Raw genomic sequence first — 22,367 nt, 5'->3', positions numbered from 1 at the left:
GCGCGGTAGATTCCTCCCCATGACCCCGGCACGGATGCGTCCGACGCATCCCGTCGACCGTCGGCTCCCCGACCTCGTCACGGCGTTCTCGCTGGTCAGCGACGCATCCGGCGAGACGCTCGAGGGCGTCACGGTCCGCGGGGTGACGGTCGCGAGCGACGACGTCGAACCGGGCGACCTGTTCGTCGGGATCCCTGGACTGCGCCGTCACGGCGCGACCTTCGCGCCCGGCGCCGTCGAGGCGGGTGCGGTGGCGGTCCTCACGGATGCTGCGGGCGCCGCGCTGCTCGACCTGCCGCCCGACGTGCCCGTGCTGGTCGCCGAGGATCCGCGCGCGCTCGCGGGGCCTGTGGCGGCGTGGGTGCACGGCCACCCGGCCGAGCGCCTGACGACGGTCGCCGTCACCGGGACCAACGGCAAGACGACGACGACCTACTTCGTCGACGCGGCCCTGCGCGCGGCGCACCCGCTGACCGCGGTGCTCGGCACGGTCGAGCTGCGCATCGGGGACGAGGCGATCGAGAGCCCGCGCACCACGGTCGAGGCCCCCGTGCTGCAGGCGCTGCTCGCGCTCGCGCTCGAGCGGGGCGCGACCGCGATGACCACCGAGGCGTCGTCGCACGCGCTCGCGCTGCACCGCACGGCGGGCACGCTGTTCGACGTCGCGGCCTTCACCAACCTGCAGCGCGACCACCTCGACTTCCACGGCGACATGGAGGGCTACTTCGCGGACAAGGCGCGCCTGTTCGACCCGGCGCAGTCGCGTCGCGGGGTCGTCGTGGTGGACGACGAGTGGGGCCGGCGGCTCGCCGCGCAGGCCCGGATCCCGGTCGAGACGGTCGCGACGCACGTCGGCGACCCGGCCGCGGCCGACGCCGACTGGGCCGTGGTGGGGGCCGACATCGGGCTCGACGGTGTGGGGTCCACGTTCGTGCTGCGCGGTCCGGACGGCACGGATCATGAGGCCGTCAGCCCGCTGCCCGGGCTCGTGAACGTGTCCAACGCTGCGCTCGCGATCGTCGTCGCGCACGCCGCGGGGGTCGACCTGGACGCCGCGATCGACGCCGTCTCCCACGCGCACGCGATCCCGGGTCGCATGGAGCGCGTGATCGAGCGCGCGCCGGGACGTCCGCTCGGCCTGGTCGACTACGCGCACACGCCGGACGCGCTCGTGCTGGCGCTCGAGGCCGTGCGGCCCATCACCCCCGGCAGGCTCGTCATCGTCTTCGGCTCCGACGGCGACCGGGACCGCGGCAAGCGCCCGATCATGGGGCAGATCGCGGCCCGGCTGGCAGACGTGCTCGTCGTGACCGACGAGAACCCGCGTTCCGAGGAGCCCGCGAGCATCCGGTCCGCCATCCTGACGGGGGTACGCAAGCAGCGCCCGGACCTGCACGACGTGCGCGAGGTCGAACCGCGCGCACAGGCGATCCGCGAGGCGCTGGCGCTCGCACGGGAAGGGGACACCGTCATCGTCACAGGCAAGGGCCACGAGCCCACGCAGGAGATCGCCGGGGTGTTCCACCGGTACAACGACCGGGACGTGCTGCGTGCGGCGCTCGCCGAGGGCGTCGTCGGCTCGGCGTGGACCGACCGGACGGGGGAGCCGGCGTGATCGCGCTGACGGCGGCCGAGATCGCGACCGCGACCGCGGGCACGCTGAACGGCGTCGACGGCGGGTTCCTCGTGGCGGGCGCCGTCGTCACGGACTCGCGCGACGTCGAGCCCGGCGGGATGTTCGTCGCGCTGCCCGGCGAGCACGTGGACGGCCACGACTTCGCGGCGCGCGCGGTGGCAGCGGGCGCCGCGCTCGTGCTCGCCGCCCGGCCGCTGTCCGCGGACGACGGCTCGGCGCTGCCCGTCGTCGTCGTGCCGGACGTCGAGGTCGCCCTCGGCGAGCTGGCCCGCGAGGTGCTCGTGCGGCTGCGCGACGCGTCGCGCGAGCCGGGCGGCAGCGGCCTGCGGGTCGTGGGCGTCACCGGTTCGGTCGGGAAGACGACCACCAAGGACCTGCTGGCGCAGCTGTGCGGCAGCGTCGGCCCGACGATCGCGCCCGTGCGCTCGTTCAACAACGAGATCGGCCTGCCGCTGACGGTGCTGCGCGCCGACGACTCGACCCGCTTCCTCGTCCTCGAGATGGGCGCGAGCGGCCCGGGCCACCTCGACTACCTCACGCGCATCGCGCCGCCCGACGTGGCCGTGGTGCTCGTCGTCGGGCAGGCGCACCTCGGCGGGTTCGGCGGGATCGACGCGGTCGCCCGCGCGAAGGCCGAGATCGTGCAGGGCCTGGTCCCGGACGGTGTCGCAGTCCTGAACGCGGACGACCCGCGCGTGGCGGCGATGGCCGCGCTCGCGCCCGGCGAGGTCGTGACCTTCGGCGCCGCGCCCGGCGTGCAGGTGCGTGCGCGCGGCGTCGTCGTGGACCGCACCGGCCGGGCCCGCTTCACGCTCGCCGTCGGCGAGGGCCGTCCCGACGAGCGTGCGGTCGACGTCGCGCTGCGGCTCGTCGGCGAGCACCACGTGCACAACGCGCTCGCCGCCGCGGCCGCCGCGCTCGCCGTGGGGCTCACGCTCGACGAGGTCGCGGACGGGCTGACGGCGGCCGACGCGCTGAGCCCGCACCGCATGCACGTCGTCGACCGCGCCGACGGCGTGACGCTCGTCGACGACTCCTACAACGCGAACCCCGACTCGATGCGTGCCGCGCTCAAGGCCCTCGCGGTGCTCGCCGGACGCGAGCGCCGCTCGGTCGCCGTGCTCGGCGAGATGCTCGAGCTCGGCCCCGGTGCACGCGAGGCGCACGACGCGATCGGGCGGCTCGTCGTACGTCTCAACGTCCAGCTCACGGTCGTCGTGGGCGACGGTGCCCGGGCGATCGCGGACGGTGCGGCGCACGAGGGCAGCTGGGGCGACGAGGTCGTGCTCGTCGACGACGTCGCGGCCGCCCAGGCGTACCTCGCGGGTGAGCTGCGCGCGGGCGACGTCGTGCTCGTGAAGTCGTCGTACGGCGCGGGGCTCTGGGAGCTCGGCGACGCGCTCGCCGCCGCTTCGACCGATGAGGCGGAGGTGGCCTCGTGAAGGCGGTACTCATCTCGGGCGGGCTCGCGATGCTCGTCGCGCTGCTCGGCACGCCGCTGTTCATCCGCTTCCTGGTGCGTCACCAGTACGGCCAGTTCATCCGGCAGGACGGCCCGACCGCGCACTTCACCAAGCGCGGCACGCCGACCATGGGCGGTGTCGTCATCATCGCCGCGACGCTCGTCGGGTGGATCGGCGCGCTGATCGTCACGGGTACCACGCCGTCGGTGTCCGCGGTGCTCGTGCTGTTCCTCATGACCGGGCTGGGCCTGGTCGGGTTCCTCGACGACTACATCAAGATCAGCCGGCAACGCAGTCTCGGCCTCAAGGCCCGCTGGAAGATCGTCGGGCAGGGCCTGGTGGGCGTGATCTTCGCGGTCGCTGCGCTGCAGTTCCCCAACGCGCGCTACCGGACGCCGGCCTCGACGCAGATCTCGTTCATCCGGGACACCAACATCGACCTCGCGTTCGCGGGTGCGACGATCGGGCTGCTGCTGTTCATCGTCTGGTCGAACTTCCTCATCACGGCGTGGTCGAACGCCGTCAACCTCACCGACGGCCTCGACGGCCTCGCGACGGGCGCCTCGCTCATCGTGTTCGGTGCGTACGTCGTCGTGGCGGTGTGGCAGTTCAACCAGTCCTGCCAGATCTTCGCGTCGGCGGGACCGCGCTGCTACGAGACGCGCGACCCGATGGCGCTCGCGGTCGTGGCCGCGGCGATCACGGGTGCGTGCTTCGGCTTCCTGTGGTGGAACGCGAGCCCGGCGAAGATCTTCATGGGGGACACCGGCTCGCTCGCGCTCGGTGGTGCGCTGGCCGGCCTGTCGATCCTCACCCGGACCGAGATCCTCGCCGCGATCATCGGCGGCCTGTTCGTCCTCGAGGTGCTCTCGGACGTCATCCAGATCGGGTTCTTCCGGCTGACCGGCAGACGCGTGTTCAAGATGGCGCCGCTGCACCACCACTTCGAGCTGCAGGGCTGGGGTGAGGTCACGATCGTCATCAGGTTCTGGATCATCGCGGGCCTGTTCGTCGCGCTCGGCGTGGGGATCTTCTACGGCCAGTGGGTGACCGGCTAGGTGTCCGACGAGAGGCCCAGCGAGGGGCCCGACGAGAGGCCCGACGGGACCGCGGGTGCCTTCGCGGATGCCTCCGCGGCGGGGTTCACCGGCGCTCGCGTCGTCGTCGCCGGCCTCGGCGTCTCGGGGCGCGCTGCGGCGCAGGTGCTCGCGGAGCGCGGCGCGCTCGTCGTGCCCGTGGACGACGCGTCGGACGAGGCGATCGGCTCGCAGGAGTACCTCGCGGGTGGCGCGCTCGCACGTGCGGACCTCGTGGTCGCGTCGCCCGGCCTCCCGCCGCACCACCCGCTGCTGGCCGCGGCGCTCGCGTCGGGCGTACCGGTCTGGAGCGAGGTCGAGCTCGCCTGGCGCGTACGCGTGAACGGACCAGCCGGCGTGCCCGCGCCGTGGCTCGCGCTGACCGGCACGAACGGCAAGACGACGACCGTGGGCATGCTCGAGTCGATCCTGCAGGCCGCCGGGCGAGCGGTGGTCGCGGCCGGCAACGTGGGCACCCCGCTCGTTCAGGCGGTCACCGACCCGACGCTCGACGTCGTCGCGGTCGAGCTGTCGTCGTTCCAGCTCCACTTCACGCACAGCATGTCGGCGCAGGCGGCGGCGGTGCTCAACGTCGCACCCGACCACCTCGACTGGCACGGTTCGCTCGACGCGTACGCCGCCGACAAGGCGCGGGTGTACGAGCGGGCCCAGGTCGCGTGCGTCTACAACGTCGCCGATCCGCGCACCGAGGCGATGGTCCGGGACGCGGACGTCGTCGACGGGGCCGTCGCGGTCGGGTTCACGACGGGCACGCCGGGCGTCGGGCAGGTCGGGGTCGTCGAGGACGTCCTGGTCGACCGCGGTTTCGCGCGGTTGCGCCACACCCATGCCGCGGAGCTCGGCACGTTCGACGACCTGCGCCACCTCGCAGGCCCGGACGGGAATGTGCCGCGCCACGTCGTCGCGAACGCGCTCGCCGCGGCGTCGCTCGCGCTCGCGCACGGCGTCGAGCCGGTCCAGGTGCGCGACGGGCTGCGTGCCTATGCGCCGGGTGCGCACCGGATCGAGACGGTCGCGCAGGCCGACGGGATCGCGTGGGTCGACGACTCCAAGGCGACCAACGCGCACGCGGCCGCCGCCGCGCTCGGCGCGTTCGCGCCCGGCAGCGTCGTGTGGATCGCGGGCGGTCTGGCGAAGGGCGCGCGTTTCGACGAGCTCGTCGCGACGCGCCGCGACCGGCTGCGCGCGGTCGTCGTGATCGGCGTCGACGACGAGCCGATGGGCGACGCTCTCGCCCGACACGCCCCGGATGTCCCCGTCGTTCGGATCGACCCCGGTGAGACTGGCACCGTGATGATCCGGGCGGTCGATGCGGCGCGCCGTCTCGCGGAGCAGGCCGTCGTCGACGGCGTGCACGCGACGGTGCTCCTCGCGCCCGCGTGCGCCTCCATGGACCAGTTCGCGTCGTACGCCGCCCGCGGCGACGCGTTCTCCACCGCGGCGCGCGCCCTGACGGGCGAGCGGCGCGCATGACGGCGGTCCCCACCCAGGAGTCCCGCACCGCCGAGCAGCGCCAGGGCTCCCTGCTGGGTCAGTGGAACAGCGTCGTCACGAGCTACTACGTGCTCATCGGCGCGACCACGCTGCTGCTGGTCATCGGCCTGGTCATGGTGCTGTCCAGCTCGAGCGTCGAGTCGCTCGACGAGAACGGCAACGCCTACGCCGTCTTCCTCGACCAGGCGAAGTTCGCGCTCATCGGACTACCGGTGGCGATCGTCCTGTCCCGGCTGCCCGTGCAGTTCTTCCGGGCGATCGCGTGGCCTGCGCTCGGCGCCGCCGTGCTGTTCCAGTCGCTGATCTTCGTCGGCTTCGGTTGTGAGGCCGACGGCGGCAACACGAACTGGGTGTGCCTGCCCGGCGGCGTGCGTGCACAGCCTTCGGAGACCATCAAGCTCGCGCTCGCGCTGTGGCTCGCGGCGGTCCTGGCACGCAAGCAGGGTCTGCTGCAGCAGTGGAAGCACGCGCTCGTCCCGGCGGTGCCGGTGGCCGGCTTCGCGATCCTCGTCGTGCTGCTCGGGCACGACCTGGGCACCGCGATGGTGCTCATCCTGCTCGTCGCCGGTGCGCTGTTCATCGCGGGGGTGCCGTTGCGGATGTTCGGCGTCGCGGCCGTGCTCGGCATCGGCGCGACCGCTCTGCTCACGATCGGCAACACCAACCGCGTCGGACGCATCACGAGCTGGCTCGACGCCGAGTGCAGCACGAAGGGCGCGTGCTACCAGACGCTGCACGGCGGCTGGGGTCTGGCCTCGGGAGGCATCGGCGGCCTCGGTCTCGGCCAGAGCCGGGAGAAGTGGTCCTACCTGCCCGCCGCCCACAACGACTTCATCTTCGCGATCCTCGGTGAGGAGCTCGGACTGGTCGGCACGCTCATCGTCCTCGGCCTGTTCGGCATGCTCGCGTTCGCGATGATCCGCGTGATCCGCCGGCACCCCGACCCGTTCGTGAAGATCGCGACCGGGGCGATCCTCGCGTGGGTGATCGGGCAGGCGATGATCAACATCGCCGTCGTCATCGGCCTGGCACCGGTGATCGGCGTCCCGCTCCCGCTGGTGTCCGCGGGCGGTTCGGCGCTCATCATGACGCTCGCCGCGCTGGGGGTCGTGATCGCGTTCGCGCGCGACGAGCCGGGCGCCGCCGAGGCGCTCTCGGCCCGCCCGTCCGTGGTGCGGCGCTCGCTCGCGGTGATCGGCAGGGTCCGTGGCTGACGCCGTGCCTGCGCCTGTCGTCGATCTGCCCGTGTCCGTGCTCCTCGCGGGCGGCGGCACCGCCGGGCACGTCAACCCGCTCCTGGCCGTGGCCGACGAGATCGCCCGACGCCACCCGGGCGCCGTGGTCACCGCGCTCGGCACCGCCGAGGGTCTCGAGGCGGATCTCGTCCCCGCGCACGGGTTGCCGCTCGCGTTCGTGCCCCGCGTCCCGCTCCCGCGACGCCCGTCGGGTGACCTCGTGCGCCTGCCGGGCCGGCTGCGTGACGCGGTCGCGGCCGCCGGTCGCGCGATCGACGAGTCGGGCGCGCGCGTCGTCGTCGGGTTCGGCGGGTACGTCGCGACGCCCGCCTACCTGGCCGCACGTCGGCGCGGCATCCCGGTCGTGGTGCACGAGCAGAACGCCCGCCCCGGCCTGGCCAACCGGCTGGGTGCACGGTGGGCCGCCGCCGTCGCGGTGACGTTCCCCGGCACGCCGCTGCCGCGCGCCGTCGTGACCGGTCTGCCGCTGCGCCCCACGATCGCGGCCCTCGCGCAGGCGCGTGCGAGCGACCCGGGCGCCGCCCGGCGCGCCGCGGCCCGCGAGCTCGGCCTCGTCGGGATCGCGCTCGACCCCGACCTGCCGACGCTCCTCGTCACGGGCGGTTCGCTGGGCGCCGCGAGCATCAACGCCGCCGTCGCGCAGGCCGCCCCCGCGCTGCTGGCCGCCGGGGTCCAGGTGCTGCACCTGACAGGACGCGGCAAGGACGAAGCCGTGCTCGCCGCGCTCGCCGACGTGCCCGGCGCGGACCGCTACCACGTGCTCGACTACCTCGGGAGCATGGAGCTCGCGCTCGCGTCCGCCGACGTCGTGCTGGCGCGCGCGGGTGCGGGCACGGTGTGCGAGGTCGCCGCGCTCGGCCTGCCGGCCGTGTACGTGCCGCTCCCGATCGGCAACGGCGAGCAGGAGCGCAACGCGCGGCCCGTGGTGGCCGCGGGCGGTGCGCGCGTCGTCGCCGACGGCGACCTGGACGCGGCCTGGATCCGCGAGCACCTGCTCGGCGAGCTGTTCACGGGCGACGACGCGGCCGGGCTGCGCGACCGGATGTCGCACGCCGCACGGACGTTCGGCGATGCCGGTGCCGCGGCGCGCGTGGTCGACCTGGTCGACGCCCAGCTCGCGGCCGGTCGGACCCCGACCGCGGCGACGCCCGCCGACCCCACCACTACCGACCCGACCACTACCGACCCGACCACTACCGACGTGGCCGGTGCCGAGGTGCCGGGCTCGGCGGTCTCCGGCCTCGGCCGCGTGCACCTGGTCGGCGTGGGCGGTGCGGGCATGTCGGCGGTCGCGACTCTGCTCGCCGCGCGCGGGCTGACCGTCTCGGGTTCGGACGCCGCCGACGGACCCGCGCTGCCGGGCCTGCGGGCCGCCGGGGTCCGGGTCGACGTCGGTCACGACGCGGCGCACGTCGCGCACCTGGTCCCCGGTCGCGACTCGCTCGTCGTCTCGTCGGCCGTACGCGAGTCGAACCCCGAGCTCGCCGCGGCGCGTGCCGCGGGGGTGCGCGTGCTGCACCGTTCAGAGGCGCTCGCGGCGCTCATGGCGGACCGCGACGCGGTGGCGGTGGCCGGTGCGCACGGCAAGACGACGACGTCCGCGATGATCGCGACCGCGCTCGTCGCCGCCGGACGTGAGCCGTCGTTCGCGATCGGCGGCACGGTGCTGTCGGCCGACGGGCCGCTGGGCGGCGCGCGCGACGGCGCCGGTCCGGCGTTCGTCGCGGAGGCCGACGAGTCGGACGGCTCCTTCCTCGCGTACGAACCGCTCGTCGCCGTCGTGATGAACGTCGAGCCCGACCACCTGGACCACTACGGGACGCGCGAGGCGTTCGAGGACGCGTTCGCGCAGTTCGCCGCGCGCGTGCGACCGGGCGGACTGCTCGTGACGTGCGCGGACGACGAGGGTGCCGCGCGGCTCGCGGCCCGGGCCGCCGACGACCTCGCGGCCCGCGGCGTGCGGTCGACGACGTACGGCCGCAACCCGGGCGCCGACGTGCACGTGGGCCCGACGCGCGCCGAGGGCGACCGGTGGCTCGTCGACCTCACGGCGAACGGCACGTCGGTGACGGTCGGGCTCGCCGTACCGGGCGACCACAACGGCCTGAACGCCGCGGCGGCGTGGATCGCGTGCACGGAGCTCGGGCTGCGGCCGGACGAGGCTGCGCGCGCTCTGGGTGCGTTCCGGGGGACTGGTCGCCGGTTCGAGGACCGCGGCACCGTCGCGGGGGTCCGCCTCGTCGACGACTACGCGCACCACCCGACCGAGGTCGCCGCGCTGCTGCGCCAGGCGCGCTCGGTCGCCGGCGGGGGGCGCGTGCTCGTCCTGTTCCAGCCCCACCTGTACTCGCGGACCCGGACCTTCGCCCGTGAGTTCGGGCTCGCACTCGACCTGGCCGACGCGGTCGTCGTGACCGACGTCTACGCGGCGCGCGAGGACCCCGAACCCGGTGTCAGCGGTGCGCTGCTCGTCGAGCAGGTGCCGACACCGGGTCGGGCGACGTTCGTCGCCGATCGTGAGGACGCCGCGGTGGCGATCGCCGCACAGGCGAGACCGGGTGACCTGGTGCTCACGGTCGGCGCGGGGGACGTGACGACGCTCGGCCCCGTGATCCTCGCGGCGCTCGGGGAACGCGCGTGAGCCCGGCCCGCCCGCCGCGCCCGGCGGCCACCCGCACGCCGCCCGCCGCCCCCAACGCGCGCGCGGCCCGCCCGACGCCGCCACCGACGCCGCCACCCCCGCCGGCACCCTCGTCGACACCGTCCACCGCGCATGCGACGCCGACGAGCACGAGAACGGCGAGCACGAAGGCGACGAGCACGAAGGCGACGAGCACGAAGACCGCAGCCGCACCGACGCCGAGCACGCGGACGGCGCGCACGACGTCCGGTGCACCGCGGACGATCGCGCCGAGCGGCCCCGTGCCGACGCCGTCGTCGACGCCGACGCGCGCGACGCCCCGGGGGCCGGCGGCGACCTCGACGCCGGTGGTGTCACCGACGTCGGCGGCCCGGTTCGAGGAGCGCGCGCGCCGCCGGCGCAGGCTCGCGCAGCGTCAGGTCGCGATGATCGTCGCCGGTACCGTGGCGGTCCTGGCCCTCGCGTGGGTGCTGCTGCTGTCCCCGGTGCTCGAGCTACGGGTCTCGGACGTCAAGGTCGAGGGCACCGGTACCGTCGTCGCCGTCGACGACGTCGTCGCGCTCGTCCAGGCTCGGGAGGGCACGCCGCTGCCGCGGCTCGACACGGGTGGCCTGCAGGACGCGATCCTCGACGTGCCGGGGGTGCGCGAGGTCGCGGTCGCTCGCGACTGGCCGCACGGGCTCACGGTGACGGTCGTCGCACGCGAGCCCGTCGCGGCGGTGCCTGCGAGCGGTCGCTCCGGCTACGACCTGCTCGACGAGGAGGGTGTGCAGGTCGGCCACCTCGACGCCGCGCCGCCGGTGCTGCCCGTCGTGCAGGTGCCGGTCGGCGACAAGCGCACGCTGCGCGCCGTCCTCACGGTGCTCGAACAGCTACCCGAGGAGCTGCTCCTGCGGGTCGAGGGCGTCTCGGCGCGCACGCAGGACACGGTCTCGATGCAGCTGCGCGACGGGCCGAAGGTCGACTGGGGGAGCGGCGCGCAGACGCCGCTGAAGGTCGCCGTGCTCACGACGATGCTCGCGTCGGACGCCACCGCGGGTGCCGCGGTCATCGACGTCTCCGCACCGCGCATGCCGATCGTGAAGTGAGTGCGCCCGGTCGCGAGGCGACCTACGTCAAGCCATGCGCGACACGCGCACGGATGTCGTTGATCGGGCAGGCGCCGCCACCTACCGTCACGCGGTGACAGCACACCTGACATAACTATAACCCTCAAGTAGAGGGTGAAGGTTGATCCCCGTCGGCGGTGTGTCGCGGACGGGAACCCGACGAGCGACAGCCGCACCCGACGGACCGGCACGACAACGAGAGGCACCCACCGTGGCAGCTCCGCAGAACTACCTGGCGGTCATCAAGGTCGTCGGCATCGGCGGCGGCGGCGTCAACGCCGTGAACCGCATGATCGAGGTCGGCCTGAAGGGTGTCGAGTTCATCGCGGTCAACACCGACGCGCAGGCCCTGCTGATGTCGGACGCCGACGTCAAGCTCGACGTGGGCCGCGAGCTCACGCGCGGCCTCGGTGCCGGCGCGGACCCCGAGGTCGGCAAGAAGGCCGCCGAGGACCACCAGGACGAGATCGAGGACGTGCTGCGCGGCGCGGACATGGTCTTCGTCACCGCGGGTGAGGGCGGCGGCACGGGCACGGGCGGTGCGCCGGTCGTCGCGCGCATCGCGCGCTCGCTCGGTGCGCTGACCATCGGCGTGGTCACGCGGCCGTTCACGTTCGAGGGTCGCCGGCGCTCGGTGCAGGCGGACGCGGGCATCGACGCGCTGCGCGCCGAGGTCGACACGCTCATCGTCATCCCCAACGACCGCCTGCTGCAGATCTCCGACCGCAGCGTCTCGGTGCTCGACGCGTTCCACTCCGCGGACCAGGTCCTGCTCTCCGGCGTGCAGGGCATCACGGACCTCATCACGACCCCGGGCCTGATCAACCTCGACTTCGCCGACGTGAAGTCGGTCATGCAGGGTGCGGGCTCGGCGCTCATGGGCATCGGCTACGCGCGCGGCGACGACCGCGCGGTGCAGGCCGCGGAGATGGCGATCAGCTCGCCGCTGCTCGAGGCGAGCATCGACGGCGCGCACGGAGTGCTGCTCTCGATCCAGGGCGGCTCCGACCTCGGTCTGTTCGAGATCAACGAGGCCGCGCGTCTGGTCCAGGAGGCCGCGCACCCCGAGGCGAACATCATCTTCGGCGCGGTGATCGACGACGCGCTCGGCGACGAGGTGCGCGTGACGGTCATCGCCGCGGGCTTCGACAGCGGAAGCCCGACGATCCGGCGCGACTCGCGGGCGCTCGGCCAGGTGAGCACGGCGCCGGCCCGCCAGGTCCCCCACGTGCCGTCGCAGTCGCGTCCCGAGCCCGAGCAGGTCCCCGCGTTCGCGACCGCGGGTGCCTCGTCCGCGAACGCCAACCCCGAGGTGCCGGCGTTCCTCTCGACGGAGGCCGAGCCCACGCCCATCACGGGTGCGCTCGAGGTGCCGCGCATCTTCACCGAGGACGAGCCGCGCCGCGAGGTCGAGCTCGACGTCCCCGACTTCCTCAAGTAGGTCGGCGCTCACGCAGGTCGGCGGCTCGCCCGTATGACCGGCAGCACCGGGCCCGAGGTCCCCGTCGAACGGGTCGACCTCGGGCCCGGTGTGCTCGCGGGGTTCACGACGAGGGTGGGCGGCATCGGCCGACCGCCGTACGACACGCTCAACCTGGGTGCGCACGTGGGCGACGACCCGGCGGCCGTCGCCGCGAACCGGGCGCGCCTGCAGCGGTGGGCGGGCGCCCCGATCGCCTTCGCCGACCAGGTCCACGGCGCGCGCGTGCTCTGGATCGGGCCGTCCGACCTGCCGACGGACCCGCTCGAGCCGGTGGGGACGGCAGATGCGATGGTCACGACGAGCCCGGACGTCGCGCTCGCGGTGCTCGTGGCCGACTGCGTGCCCGTCCTGCTCGCCGACGCGCGGGCAGGCGTCGTCGCCGTCGCGCACGTCGGCCGGCGCGGGCTGGGGCTCGGCGTGCTCCCGGCGGTGCTGGCCGAGCTCGTCGCGGCGGGCGCTGTGCCGGCGCGGGTGCGCGCCGCGATCGGTCCGGCGATCGCCGGCTCGTCGTACGAGGTGCCGGCCGCGCTGCGCGACGAGATCGCGGCGGTGGTCCCCGAGGCGGCCGCGACGACGGCCTGGGGCACGCCGGCGCTCGACCTGCCGCGCGGTGCGGCGGCCGTGCTGGCCCGCGCCGGTGTCGGCGCCGTGCAGCGCTCGCCCCGGGACACGTGGGCCGACGACCTGCTGTTCTCCTACCGCCGCGAGGGCACGACGGGCCGGTTCGTCGGGATCGTGCGGGCTCGGGACTGCGGCGTGTCGCGGCCGTGAGCGAGTGTGCCGGGTTGCTAGCGTGACGAGCGGACAGGACTGACGGCCGTTGCCGTCGTGGAAGACCGGAGAGATCCGGGGGAGGAGCGGGGGCCATGGCCGGAGCACTGCGCAAGACGATGCTGTACCTCGGGCTGGCCGACGAGAACGCCGCCCAGGAGGAGTACCTCGACGAGTACGAGGGGACGGTCGCACCCATGGAGCAGCAGCCCGACGAGCGCGACGCCCAGGTGACGCCGCTGCGTCGCGTGAGCGCGGTCCAGCAGCAGCCGCAGGCGTCCGAGCGGCGCCGCATCACCACGATCAACCCCCGCTCGTACAACGACGCGCGCAAGATCGGCGAGGCGTTCCGCGACGGCACGCCCGTGATCATGAACCTCACCGACATGGACGACGCGGACGCGAAGCGCCTCGTCGACTTCTCCGCCGGCCTGATCTTCGGTCTGCACGGCGCGATCGAGCGGGTCACGAACAAGGTCTTCCTGCTCTCACCCGCGTACATCGACGTCGCCAGCGAGGCCGGTGCCGAGCGTTCGGGGCCCGCAGGCTTCTACAACCAGAGCTGAGCAGTGGGCGTCGTCCTGCAGCTTGCCGCTCTCGCGGTCACGATCTTCTTCGTGATCCTGCTCGTCCGCATGGTGCTCGACTGGGTGCAGGTCTTCGCGCGCGACTGGCGACCTCGCGGGGTCGCGCTCGTCGTCGCCGAGGTCACCTACACCGTGACCGACCCTCCGCTGAAGGCGCTGCGGCGCCTCATCCCACCCGTGACGATCGGGCAGATCCGGCTCGACCTCGCGTTCATGGTGCTGTTCCTCGCGTGCCTGTTCCTGATGTCGATGTTGCCGGCGCTCGCCGCCACCCTGTAGACGCGGACCGGGAGACAGTCCAGCGAGCAATCCAGGAACAATCCGCAGAATGGCGTCCGTGCAGCGTGTGCGCCTCCCGTCCCGCGGTACCACCCGATTCTCCGCTACGGTGATCCGAGGTGGTCGAGGGACTGCCCCGCCCGACCAGCTCGACCGACCGGCTCGACCGAAGAGGTGACGACGATGGCACTGCTGACCGCAGACGACGTCCTGAACAAGAAGTTCCAGGCGACGAAGTTCCGCGAGGGCTATGACCAGGACGAGGTCGACGACTTCCTCGACGAGGTGGTCAACACCCTGCGCGACCTGCAGGGCGAGAACGAGGACCTCAAGACCAAGCTCGCCGCGGCCGAGCGTCGCATCGCCGAGCTGAGCCGCGCGGGAGCGCAGCAGGCGGCGCCGGTCGCCAAGCCCGAGCCGGAGCCGGCACCTGAGCCCGAGCCGGAGCCCGTGCCCGCACCGGCGCCCGTGATCGCGGCGCCCGCACCGGCGCCCGTCGTCGCGGCGGCCCCCGTGGGTCGTGCCAGCGAGCCCGAGTCCGCCACCGGCATGCTGGCGCTCGCGCAGAAGCTGCACGACGACTACGTGCGCAGCGGCCAGGAGGAGTCGGAGCGTCTCGTCACCGAGGCCAAGGGCCAGGCCGGTCGCATCGTGCGCGAGGCCGAGGAGACGTCGCAGCGCACGCTCGGTCAGCTCGAGCAGGAGCGTTCGCTCCTCGAGCGGAAGATCGACGAGCTGCGGGTCTTCGAGCGCGACTACCGCACGCGCCTCAAGAGCTACCTCGAGACCCTCCTGGGAGACCTGGACAACCGCGGCAGCGCGGTCCCGCCGCGACAGGGCCAGACCGTCGGGGACGGCTCGAACCTCTAGTCGACGGGGTCGGGCCACCGACCTGCAGTTCGGACGTCACCACACGCCACGCCGGGATTTCACCCTGGCGTGGCGTGTTGTGTCCCTATCCATACGCGTCTACAGTCACGTGACCTCACAGACAGGGGGCCATCCTGTGGCCATGAACGACTCGATCAGCTCGCCCGTCGCGGTGACGGCGGACAGCAAGGAGCTGAGCCGACTCGCCAAGCAGTTCCCGGTGCGGGACGGCGAGAAGCCGTGGACGGCACGTGAAGTGCGCGCCGTCGCGGACGAGCTCGTGGCGGACATCGACCGCCTGACGAGCGAGCTCGCCAACGCGGACGCCGAGCTCTCCGACCTGCTGCGCAACTCCGGTGACGGCGCCGGCGACGACCAGGCGGACTCGGGTTCCTCGGCGCTCGAGCGCGAGCAGGAGTTCACGCTCGTCAACAACACGCGCGACATGCTCGCGCAGACGCAGCGCGCGCTCGACCGGATCAGCACGGGAACGTTCGCGACGTGCGAGTCGTGCGGCCAGGCGATCGGCAAGGCCCGACTGCAGGCCTTCCCGCGCGCGACGCTGTGCGTCGAGTGCAAGCAGCGCGAGGAACGGCGCTGAGCCCGGCCGTAGACTCCTGCGGTGCCTGACACCCCTGACGAGTCCGTCGTGCCCGCGCGCCGGCGAACCCCGCTCGCGCTGCTCGTCGTCGTGACGTTCGCCGTCGTCGTCGCCGACCAGCTCTCGAAGGTGTGGGCGCTGAACGCGCTCGACGAGAACGGCCCGCGGCGTGACCTGATCGGCGGCCTGCTCGGCCTTCAGCTCGTCAAGAACCCCGGCGCCGCGCTGTCGATCGCGACCGGGATGACGTGGGTGCTCACCCTGGTCGCGCTCGTGGTCGTCGTCGTCGTCGTCCGCGCGGCGCGCAATCTCGGCTCGACGCTGTGGGCGCTCGCGCTCGGGCTCCTGCTGGGCGGGGCGATCGGCAACCTCGTCGACCGGCTGCTGCGCGCCCCGGGCTTCGCGCGCGGCCACGTCGTGGACTTCATCGCCTACCTCGACTGGTTCGTCGGCAACGTCGCCGACATCGCGATCGTCGTCGCGGCCGGCCTCGTCGTGATCGCCGTGCTGCGCGGCGAGCGGCTCGACGGCACCCGCGACCACGGTCCGGACGCCGCCCGGCGCGACGCGGCGGACACCGAGACCGACGACGCGGGCCACGACCCTGCCGACGGGACGGCGGACGACCCGCTCGCCGACGCGGCCGGCGCTCCCGTGGTGCCGGGCAGCGACGTCGATGGCTGACACCCGCGCGCTGCCCGTGCCCGACGGGCTGGCCGGCGAGCGAGTCGACGCGGGCCTGGCCCGGCTGCTCGGCCTGTCGCGCACGCGCGCCGCGGAGCTCGCGGAGGCCGGTGGCGTGCGCGTCGACGGGCGCGAGGTCGGCAAGTCCGACCGGCTCGTCGCGGGCGCCTGGCTCGAGGTGGAGCTGCCGTCGGCCGGTCCGCCGCCGCCCGAGGTCGTGCCCGAGCCGGTACCGGGCATGGGCATCGTCTACGACGACGACGACGTGGTCGTCGTCGACAAGCCGGTCGGCGTCGCCGCGCACCCGTCGCCGGGCTGGACGGGGCCGACGGTCGTGGGGGCTCTCGCGGCCGCGGGGTACCGCGTCGCGACGTCGGGCGCCGCGGAGCGTCAGGGCATCGTGCACCGGCTCGACGTCGGCACGAGCGGCCTCATGGTCGTTGCCAAGAGCGAGCACGCGTACACGGTGCTCAAGCGCGCGTTCAAGGAGCGCACGGTCGAGAAGGTCTACCACGCGCTCGTGCAGGGCCACCCGGAGCCGACCACGGGGACGATCGACGCCCCGATCGGCCGGCACCCCTCGTCGGACTGGAAGTTCGCGGTCGTGGCAGACGGCAAGCCGTCCGTCACGCACTACGAGCTGCTCGAGGCGTTCCCGGCGGCGTCGCTCGTCGAGGTCCACCTCGAGACGGGCCGCACGCACCAGATCCGGGTGCACTTCTCGGCGCTGCGTCACCCGTGCGTCGGCGACCTGACCTACGGCGCGGACCCGAGCCTCGCGGCCCGCGTCGGCCTCGAACGGCAGTGGCTGCACGCGGTGCGGCTCGGCTTCGAGCACCCGGCGACCGGCGGCTGGCTCGAGGTCGAGAGCACCTACCCGGCCGACCTCCAGGGCGCGCTCGACGTCGTCTCCGCCGGCCACCGCTGATCGCTCGAAGCTGCCCCGCGCGGTCTCCTCGACGTCAGCGGATCCCGCCGGACTCAGCCGAATCACCTCGCGCGGTTCGCTGTCGAGGCGTACAGCGCGTGGCGCGGACCATTGTGTCGATCGTGGACGAACGCCACAGTAGGAGCACACACACTGTCGCGCGGTCGCATCGGCGACCGACGGTGACGACCAGAACTGTTGCAGGGGGCCACGGATGAGGGTCGGCATTCTCGCAAGCGCTCTTGCGCTTCCGGTCGTACTTGACAACAAGGGAGCACGGGGCGACTCGGGCGGCCCGTGGTTCTATGGCACGAAGGCGTTGGGCCTGTACTCCGGGTTCGCGCCAGGCGACTCTGACTGGTTCAGCGGTATTGGCTCGCTGAATCTCCTGGGCGTCGTCGTGATCACGACTTGAGTCGCTTCGTGCGCCGCGCAGCTGTTGTCGTGCTTCTCGTTGCCGTGGCCGTCGGTGCAGTGATGCTCGCCGTCCGGCCGCACGGTGAGCAGGAGGCCTTGACGCTGACGACGAGCAACGGCGTGACGCACCTGCGGTGGCACACGGGCATGAACGATGCGGTCATGCACTCCGGGACGATCGTGGTCGGGGACGACGACTGCCTCTACGTCACGTTGAGCGACACCGGCGAGTCGTACCTCGCGGCCGTCGGGCCGGACGACCGGGTCGCCCGCGACGGCGTGACGCACGGCGGCGTGCTGGTCGCGGTGGGCGAGGTGAGCACCTTCGGCCGCGTGACGCCCCCCGGCGAGGCGCCGGCGGTGGCGCTCGAGCGCTGCACGGGCGCGACCGAGTGGTACGGCATCGGATGGTGAGGCGGCCCGCACGTCGTGGGGGTCGTGTCGGCGGGGCCACCTAGACTCGACGGGTGGCATCCGGCTCCGACTTCGTCCACCTGCACGTGCATACCGAGTACTCGATGCTCGACGGTGCGGCGCGGGTGCCGGACCTCGTCGCGGAGGTCGCGCGGCTCGAGCAGCCGGCGATCGCGATCACGGACCACGGCTACCTGTTCGGGGCGTTCGACTTCTGGTCGAAGGCGACAGCGGCCGGCATCAAGCCGATCATCGGGCTCGAGGCGTACGTCACGCCGGGCACCAGCCGGTTCGACCGGACGAAGGTGCGCTGGGGCACGCCGGAGCAGAAGGACGACGACGTCTCGGCGGGCGGTTCGTACACGCACCTGACGCTGCTGGCCAAGAACAACACGGGCCTGCACAACCTGTTCCGGGCGACGTCGCTCGCGTCGCTCGACGGCCAGATGGGCAAGTGGCCGCGCATGGACCGCGAGCTGCTGGAGACGTATGCGAGCGGGCTCGTCGCCACCACGGGCTGCCCGTCGGGCGAGGTGCAGACGAGGCTGCGGCTGGGCCAGTGGGACGAGGCGCTGCGGGCGGCGGGCGAGCTGCAGGACGTGTTCGGCCGGGAGAACTTCTACGTCGAGCTGATGGACCACGGGCTCGACATCGAGCAGCGCACGATCAAGGACCTGCTGCGGCTCGCCGAGGCGATCGGTGCGCCGCTGCTCGCGACGAACGACCTGCACTACGTCAAGGAGGAGGACGCGGGCGCGCAGGAGGCGTTGCTCGCGGTGAACTCGGGCTCGGCGCTGACCGAGCCGACGTACGAGCAGGGCGGCACGCGCTTCGCGTTCCAGGGGTCCGGGTACTACGTGAAGTCGGCGCAGGAGATGCGCCGCACCTGGGCCGAGCTGCCCGAGGCGTGCGACAACACGCTGCTCATCGCCGAGCAGTGCGAGGTCTCGTTCAACACGAGCGCCAACTACATGCCGAACTACCCGTGCCCGCCCGGTGAGGACGAGACGAGCTGGTTCGTCAAGGAGGTCGAGAACGGCCTGCGTGAGCGCTACCCGGCGGGGATCCCCGACGACGTGCGCCGCCAGGCGGACTACGAGACCGACGTCATCACCCAGATGGGCTTCCCGGGGTACTTCCTCGTCGTCGCGGACTTCATCAACTGGGCCAAGGACAACGGGATCCGGGTGGGTCCGGGCCGTGGGTCGGGCGCCGGGTCGATGGCCGCGTACGCGATGCGGATCACCGACCTCGACCCGCTGCGGCACGGTCTGATCTTCGAGCGGTTCCTCAACCCGGACCGGGTCTCGATGCCCGACTTCGACGTCGACTTCGACGAGCGTCGGCGGGGCGAGGTCATCCGGTACGTCACCGAGAAGTACGGCGAGGACCGGGTCGCGCAGATCGTCACCTACGGCACGATCAAGGCCAAGCAGGCGCTCAAGGACTCGTCGCGGCTGCTGGGCTTCCCGTTCGCGATGGGGGAGAAGCTCACCAAGGCGATGCCGCCCGCGATCATGGGCAAGGACATCAGCCTCACGGGCATCTTCGACCCGGCGGACCCGCGCCACCACGAGGCCGAGGAGTTCCGCCAGCTGCACGCGGCCGACCCGGACGCGCAGCGGGTCGTCGAGCTGGCCAAGGGCATCGAGGGCCTGAAGCGGCAGTGGGGCGTGCACGCGGCCGGCGTGATCATGTCGAGCGACCCGCTGATCGACATCATCCCGATCATGCGCCGCCCGCAGGACGGCGCGGTGATCACGCAGTTCGACTACCCGACGTCCGAGGCCCTCGGCCTGATCAAGATGGACTTCCTCGGGCTGCGCAACCTCACGATCCTCGACGACGCGCTCGAGAACATCGTGATGAACGGCAAGGCCCCGCTCGTCCTGGAGGATCTCGAGCTCGACGACGTCGAGAGCTACCAGCTCCTGGCCCGCGGCGACACGCTGGGCGTGTTCCAGCTCGACGGCGGGCCGATGCGCTCGCTGCTGCGCCTGATGAAGCCCGACAACTTCGAGGACATCTCGGCGGTCCTGGCCCTGTACCGCCCAGGTCCGATGGGCGTGAACTCGCACACCAACTACGCGCTGCGCAAGAACGGCCAGCAGGAGAGCACGCCGATCCACCCCGAGCTGGCGGAGCCGCTCGCGGAGATCCTGGACACGACCTACGGCCTGATCGTCTACCAGGAGCAGGTCATGGCCACGGCGCAGAAGGTCGCCGGGTTCTCGCTCGGCCAGGCCGACGTGCTGCGACGCGCGATGGGCAAGAAGAAGAAGTCGGAGCTGGACAAGCAGCAGGCCGACTTCTTCGGCGGGATGACCGAGCGCGGGTTCTCGTCGGGTGCGCAGCAGGCGCTGTGGAACGTGCTCGAGTCGTTCGCCGACTACGCGTTCAACAAGGCGCACACCGCCGCGTACGGGCTGATCTCGTACTGGACGGCGTACCTCAAGGCGCACTACCAGGGCGAGTACATGGCCGCGCTGCTCACCAGCGTGCGCGACGACAAGGACAAGTCGGCGCTCTACCTGGGCGAGTGCCGTCACATGGGCATCACGGTCCTGCCGCCCGACGTGAACGCGTCGTCCGCGAACTTCACGGCGGTCGGTACCGACATCCGGTTCGGCCTGACCGCGGTGCGCAACGTCGGTGCGAACGTCGTGGACGCGATCGTCGCGACGCGCGAGGCCAAGGGTGCGTTCGCCTCGTTCACCGACTTCCTCGACAAGGTGCCGGCGGTCGTGTGCAACAAGCGCACCATCGAGTCGCTCATCAAGGCGGGCGCGTTCGACTCGCTCGGCCACGCCCGTCGCGCGTTGCTCCTGGTGCACGAGCAGGCCGTCGACGCCGTGATCGGGGTCAAGCGCAAGGAGGCCGAGGGCCAGTTCGACCTGTTCGCGGACGTGCTGGGAGCCGACGCCGGTCCGGGCTTCTCGGTGACCATCCCCGACCTGCCGGACTGGGACAAGAAGCAACGGCTCGCGTTCGAGCGCGAGATGCTCGGCCTGTACGTCTCGGACCACCCGCTGTCCGGGCTCGAGCACGTGCTCGCTGCCGCCGCCGACGTGTCGCTCGCGACGCTGAATGCCGACCTGGAGCGCCCGGACGGCTCGACGGTCGTGATCGCCGGGCTCGTGACGAGCCTGCAGCGCAAGATGTCGAAGCAGGGCAACGCCTGGGCGCAGGTCACGATCGAGGACATGGAGGGTGCGGTCGACGTGCTCTTCTTCGGCGAGACGTACGTCGCCTACTCGACCGTGCTGGCCGAGGACACGGTCGTCGTGGTCAAGGGCCGCGTGCGGCGGCGTGACGAGAGCATGCAGCTGCAGGCGATCGAGGTCACGCTCCCGGACGTGTCGGTCACCGCCGACTCGCCGATCCTCGTGACCCTCCCGGTCGCGCGCTGCACCACGCCGCTCGTCGAGCGCCTGCGCGAGGTGCTCTCGACGCACCCGGGGGTCACCGAGGTCCACCTGCGACTGACGTCGCCGGGCCGTGCGACGGTGATGCGGCTGGGCGACGGACTGCGCGTCGAGCGTTCACCGTCGCTGTTCGGCGACCTCAAGGCCCTGCTCGGGCCGAGCTGCCTGACGTCCTGAGCGGCTGTTGCCCTGAGCGCCTGTTGCCCTGAGCGGCTGAGGTCCTGACCTGCCGGTCGCGCCGAGCGGGCGCGGCGGCTACGCGACGACGGCGCGTTCGACGCCGCCGGGCAGCGAGACCTCGATCTCGTCACCGCGGACGAGCTGCCGGCCACGGCGCTGCTCGGGCTCGCCGTTGACGCGCACACCGCCGTCCTCGAGCAGCGCCCGGGCGTCGGCGCCGGACTCCGCGAGGCCGGCCAGCTTCAGGAACTGGCCGAGGCGGATCATGTCGTCGCGGATCGGCACCTCGGGTGCGGCTGGACCGGGCATCCGCCCAGTCTGCCGGGTCCGCGGGGCCTCGCGCGACGCGGTCGGTAGGGTCGCACGATGAGCATGCGCGAGCGCCTGCGGGCGTTGCCCACCTTCCCGGCCGGGTTCGCGGACGGCCGCGTCCAGCTCGACCCGGCGACCGCACCCGCGACACCGGTCGACCTGTTCTCGCGGTGGCTCGACGAGGCGGTCGAGGTCGGCGCCCCGGGCGCGCAGGCGGCGGTGCTGTCGACCGCCGACGGCGACGGCGTCGTCACGGCGCGCACGCTGACCGTCAAGGACGTCGTCGGCGACGACTGGTGGTTCGCCTCGTCGTCGGCGGGTCCCAAGGGTCGTGCGCTCGAGCAGAACCCGCACGCCGCTCTCACGTTCTTCTGGCCGGCGCTCGGCCGCCAGGTCAGGGTCACGGGATGCGTCCGTCGGGCGCCGGCGCAGGCCGGTGCGCGTGACTTCGCCGCGCGGCCGCCGCAGTCGCGTGCGGGCTCGCTCGCGGGTCCCCAGAGCGAACCGCTGGACTCGACGGAGACGCTCCAGCGGGCGTACGACGACGCGCTCGCCCGTGCCGAGGCCGACCCGAGCGTGCTCGACGAGTCCTGGTCGGCCTACGCGCTCACGGCCGACGAGGTCGAGTTCTGGGAGTCCGTCCCGGGGCGGGGCGCGACCCGGTGGGTCTACCGCCGACGCGCCGACGGCTGGGTCACCGGACTGCTCTGGCCGTGAGAC

At 72.9% G+C, this 22,367-nt stretch carries 19 protein-coding genes; 18 read left to right on the top strand and 1 reads right to left on the bottom strand.

The features are described 5' to 3' along the window. The first annotated feature begins 19 nt into the window (after positions 1-19). The 17 genes from CCO02nite_RS04515 to dnaE all read left to right on the top strand — a co-directional run bounded on the left by CCO02nite_RS04515 (position 20) and on the right by dnaE (position 21,332). Positions 20-1,615: a UDP-N-acetylmuramoyl-L-alanyl-D-glutamate--2,6-diaminopimelate ligase gene (locus CCO02nite_RS04515; RefSeq protein ID WP_146841861.1), complete on the top strand. Its 1,596-nt coding sequence runs from the start codon at positions 20-22 to the stop codon at positions 1,613-1,615. Continuing rightward, positions 1,612-3,078, top strand: coding sequence for a UDP-N-acetylmuramoyl-tripeptide--D-alanyl-D-alanine ligase (locus CCO02nite_RS04510; RefSeq protein ID WP_146841860.1), 1,467 nt, complete (start codon positions 1,612-1,614; stop codon positions 3,076-3,078). The genes CCO02nite_RS04515 and CCO02nite_RS04510 overlap by 4 nt, the downstream gene beginning before the upstream one ends. Further along, positions 3,075-4,157: a phospho-N-acetylmuramoyl-pentapeptide-transferase gene (gene mraY / locus CCO02nite_RS04505; protein ID WP_146841859.1), complete on the top strand. Its 1,083-nt coding sequence runs from the start codon at positions 3,075-3,077 to the stop codon at positions 4,155-4,157. Before CCO02nite_RS04510 ends, mraY begins: the two co-directional genes overlap by 4 nt. Further along, on the top strand, positions 4,158-5,669 hold the full coding sequence (gene murD / locus CCO02nite_RS04500) for a UDP-N-acetylmuramoyl-L-alanine--D-glutamate ligase (RefSeq protein WP_146841858.1): 1,512 nt from the start codon (positions 4,158-4,160) through the stop codon (positions 5,667-5,669). It abuts the gene before it with no gap. Further along, a complete protein-coding gene (locus CCO02nite_RS04495; RefSeq protein WP_146841857.1) occupies positions 5,666-6,904 on the top strand; it encodes a peptidoglycan glycosyltransferase FtsW in 1,239 nt (412 codons plus the stop codon). The genes murD and CCO02nite_RS04495 overlap by 4 nt, the downstream gene beginning before the upstream one ends. Before the next feature lie 4 nt (positions 6,905-6,908). Then, positions 6,909-9,587 carry a UDP-N-acetylmuramate--L-alanine ligase gene (gene murC, locus CCO02nite_RS16285; RefSeq protein ID WP_307724033.1) on the top strand — a complete coding sequence of 893 codons (2,679 nt, stop codon included), beginning with the start codon at positions 6,909-6,911 and terminating at the stop codon, positions 9,585-9,587. Then, positions 9,584-10,675 (top strand): cell division protein FtsQ/DivIB, encoded by a 1,092-nt coding sequence (locus tag CCO02nite_RS16025; protein ID WP_246117346.1) that lies wholly within the window; start codon positions 9,584-9,586, stop codon positions 10,673-10,675. The genes murC and CCO02nite_RS16025 overlap by 4 nt, the downstream gene beginning before the upstream one ends. A gap of 232 nt (positions 10,676-10,907) precedes the next feature. Then, the gene (ftsZ, locus tag CCO02nite_RS04480) at positions 10,908-12,137 is read left to right on the top strand and encodes a cell division protein FtsZ (RefSeq protein ID WP_146841856.1); all 1,230 of its coding nucleotides are present in this window, start codon (positions 10,908-10,910) and stop codon (positions 12,135-12,137) included. Positions 12,138-12,170: 33 nt separating this feature from the next. Then, entirely contained in the window at positions 12,171-12,950 is a 780-nt protein-coding gene (pgeF, locus tag CCO02nite_RS04475) for a peptidoglycan editing factor PgeF (protein ID WP_146841855.1), read from the top strand. Between the two features lie 95 nt (positions 12,951-13,045). Further along, positions 13,046-13,516, top strand: a complete 471-nt coding sequence (locus CCO02nite_RS04470; protein ID WP_146841854.1) for a cell division protein SepF — start codon at positions 13,046-13,048, stop codon at positions 13,514-13,516. Positions 13,517-13,519: 3 nt separating this feature from the next. Next, positions 13,520-13,816: a YggT family protein gene (locus tag CCO02nite_RS04465; RefSeq protein WP_146841853.1), complete on the top strand. Its 297-nt coding sequence runs from the start codon at positions 13,520-13,522 to the stop codon at positions 13,814-13,816. A 183-nt stretch (positions 13,817-13,999) separates the two neighbouring features. Beyond that, on the top strand, positions 14,000-14,686 hold the full coding sequence (locus tag CCO02nite_RS04460) for a DivIVA domain-containing protein (RefSeq protein ID WP_146841852.1): 687 nt from the start codon (positions 14,000-14,002) through the stop codon (positions 14,684-14,686). Between the two features lie 142 nt (positions 14,687-14,828). Further along, positions 14,829-15,287 (top strand): TraR/DksA family transcriptional regulator, encoded by a 459-nt coding sequence (locus CCO02nite_RS04455; protein WP_146841851.1) that lies wholly within the window; start codon positions 14,829-14,831, stop codon positions 15,285-15,287. A 21-nt stretch (positions 15,288-15,308) separates the two neighbouring features. Next, positions 15,309-15,971, top strand: coding sequence for a signal peptidase II (gene lspA / locus CCO02nite_RS04450; RefSeq protein WP_146841850.1), 663 nt, complete (start codon positions 15,309-15,311; stop codon positions 15,969-15,971). After that, positions 15,964-16,899 carry an RluA family pseudouridine synthase gene (locus CCO02nite_RS04445; protein ID WP_146841849.1) on the top strand — a complete coding sequence of 312 codons (936 nt, stop codon included), beginning with the start codon at positions 15,964-15,966 and terminating at the stop codon, positions 16,897-16,899. Before lspA ends, CCO02nite_RS04445 begins: the two co-directional genes overlap by 8 nt. 459 nt (positions 16,900-17,358) lie before the next feature. Next, positions 17,359-17,730: a hypothetical protein gene (locus tag CCO02nite_RS04440; protein WP_186812576.1), complete on the top strand. Its 372-nt coding sequence runs from the start codon at positions 17,359-17,361 to the stop codon at positions 17,728-17,730. A 53-nt stretch (positions 17,731-17,783) separates the two neighbouring features. After that, on the top strand, positions 17,784-21,332 hold the full coding sequence (gene dnaE, locus CCO02nite_RS04435) for a DNA polymerase III subunit alpha (protein ID WP_146841847.1): 3,549 nt from the start codon (positions 17,784-17,786) through the stop codon (positions 21,330-21,332). Between the two features lie 78 nt (positions 21,333-21,410). On the opposite strand, the gene CCO02nite_RS04430 is transcribed toward dnaE, so the two are convergent. Beyond that, a complete protein-coding gene (locus CCO02nite_RS04430) occupies positions 21,411-21,644 on the bottom strand; it encodes an RNA-binding S4 domain-containing protein (RefSeq protein WP_146841846.1) in 234 nt (77 codons plus the stop codon). 57 nt (positions 21,645-21,701) lie between these two features. Between CCO02nite_RS04430 and CCO02nite_RS04425 the strand changes: the two genes are divergently transcribed. Continuing rightward, positions 21,702-22,364: a pyridoxine/pyridoxamine 5'-phosphate oxidase gene (locus CCO02nite_RS04425; RefSeq protein WP_146841845.1), complete on the top strand. Its 663-nt coding sequence runs from the start codon at positions 21,702-21,704 to the stop codon at positions 22,362-22,364. The last annotated feature ends 3 nt before the right edge of the window (positions 22,365-22,367 follow it).

It is taken from the genome of Cellulomonas composti, from assembly GCF_007990245.1.
Taxonomy (GTDB): domain Bacteria; phylum Actinomycetota; class Actinomycetes; order Actinomycetales; family Cellulomonadaceae; genus Cellulomonas; species Cellulomonas composti.
The sequence above is the reverse complement of the archived record's forward strand: the minus strand, read 5'-3'. Positions and strand labels throughout refer to the sequence as shown.

Coding starts and splice junctions, on each gene's coding strand:
- CCO02nite_RS04515 (WP_146841861.1), top strand. CDS start 20: ATGACCCCGGCACGGATGCGTCCGACGCATCCCGTCGACCGTCGGCTC.
- CCO02nite_RS04495 (WP_146841857.1), top strand. CDS start 5,666: ATGACGGCGGTCCCCACCCAGGAGTCCCGCACCGCCGAGCAGCGCCAG.
- pgeF (WP_146841855.1), top strand. CDS start 12,171: ATGACCGGCAGCACCGGGCCCGAGGTCCCCGTCGAACGGGTCGACCTC.
- CCO02nite_RS04470 (WP_146841854.1), top strand. CDS start 13,046: ATGGCCGGAGCACTGCGCAAGACGATGCTGTACCTCGGGCTGGCCGAC.
- CCO02nite_RS04460 (WP_146841852.1), top strand. CDS start 14,000: ATGGCACTGCTGACCGCAGACGACGTCCTGAACAAGAAGTTCCAGGCG.
- CCO02nite_RS04455 (WP_146841851.1), top strand. CDS start 14,829: ATGAACGACTCGATCAGCTCGCCCGTCGCGGTGACGGCGGACAGCAAG.
- CCO02nite_RS04445 (WP_146841849.1), top strand. CDS start 15,964: ATGGCTGACACCCGCGCGCTGCCCGTGCCCGACGGGCTGGCCGGCGAG.
- CCO02nite_RS04430 (WP_146841846.1), bottom strand. CDS start 21,644: ATGCCCGGTCCAGCCGCACCCGAGGTGCCGATCCGCGACGACATGATC.
- CCO02nite_RS04425 (WP_146841845.1), top strand. CDS start 21,702: ATGAGCATGCGCGAGCGCCTGCGGGCGTTGCCCACCTTCCCGGCCGGG.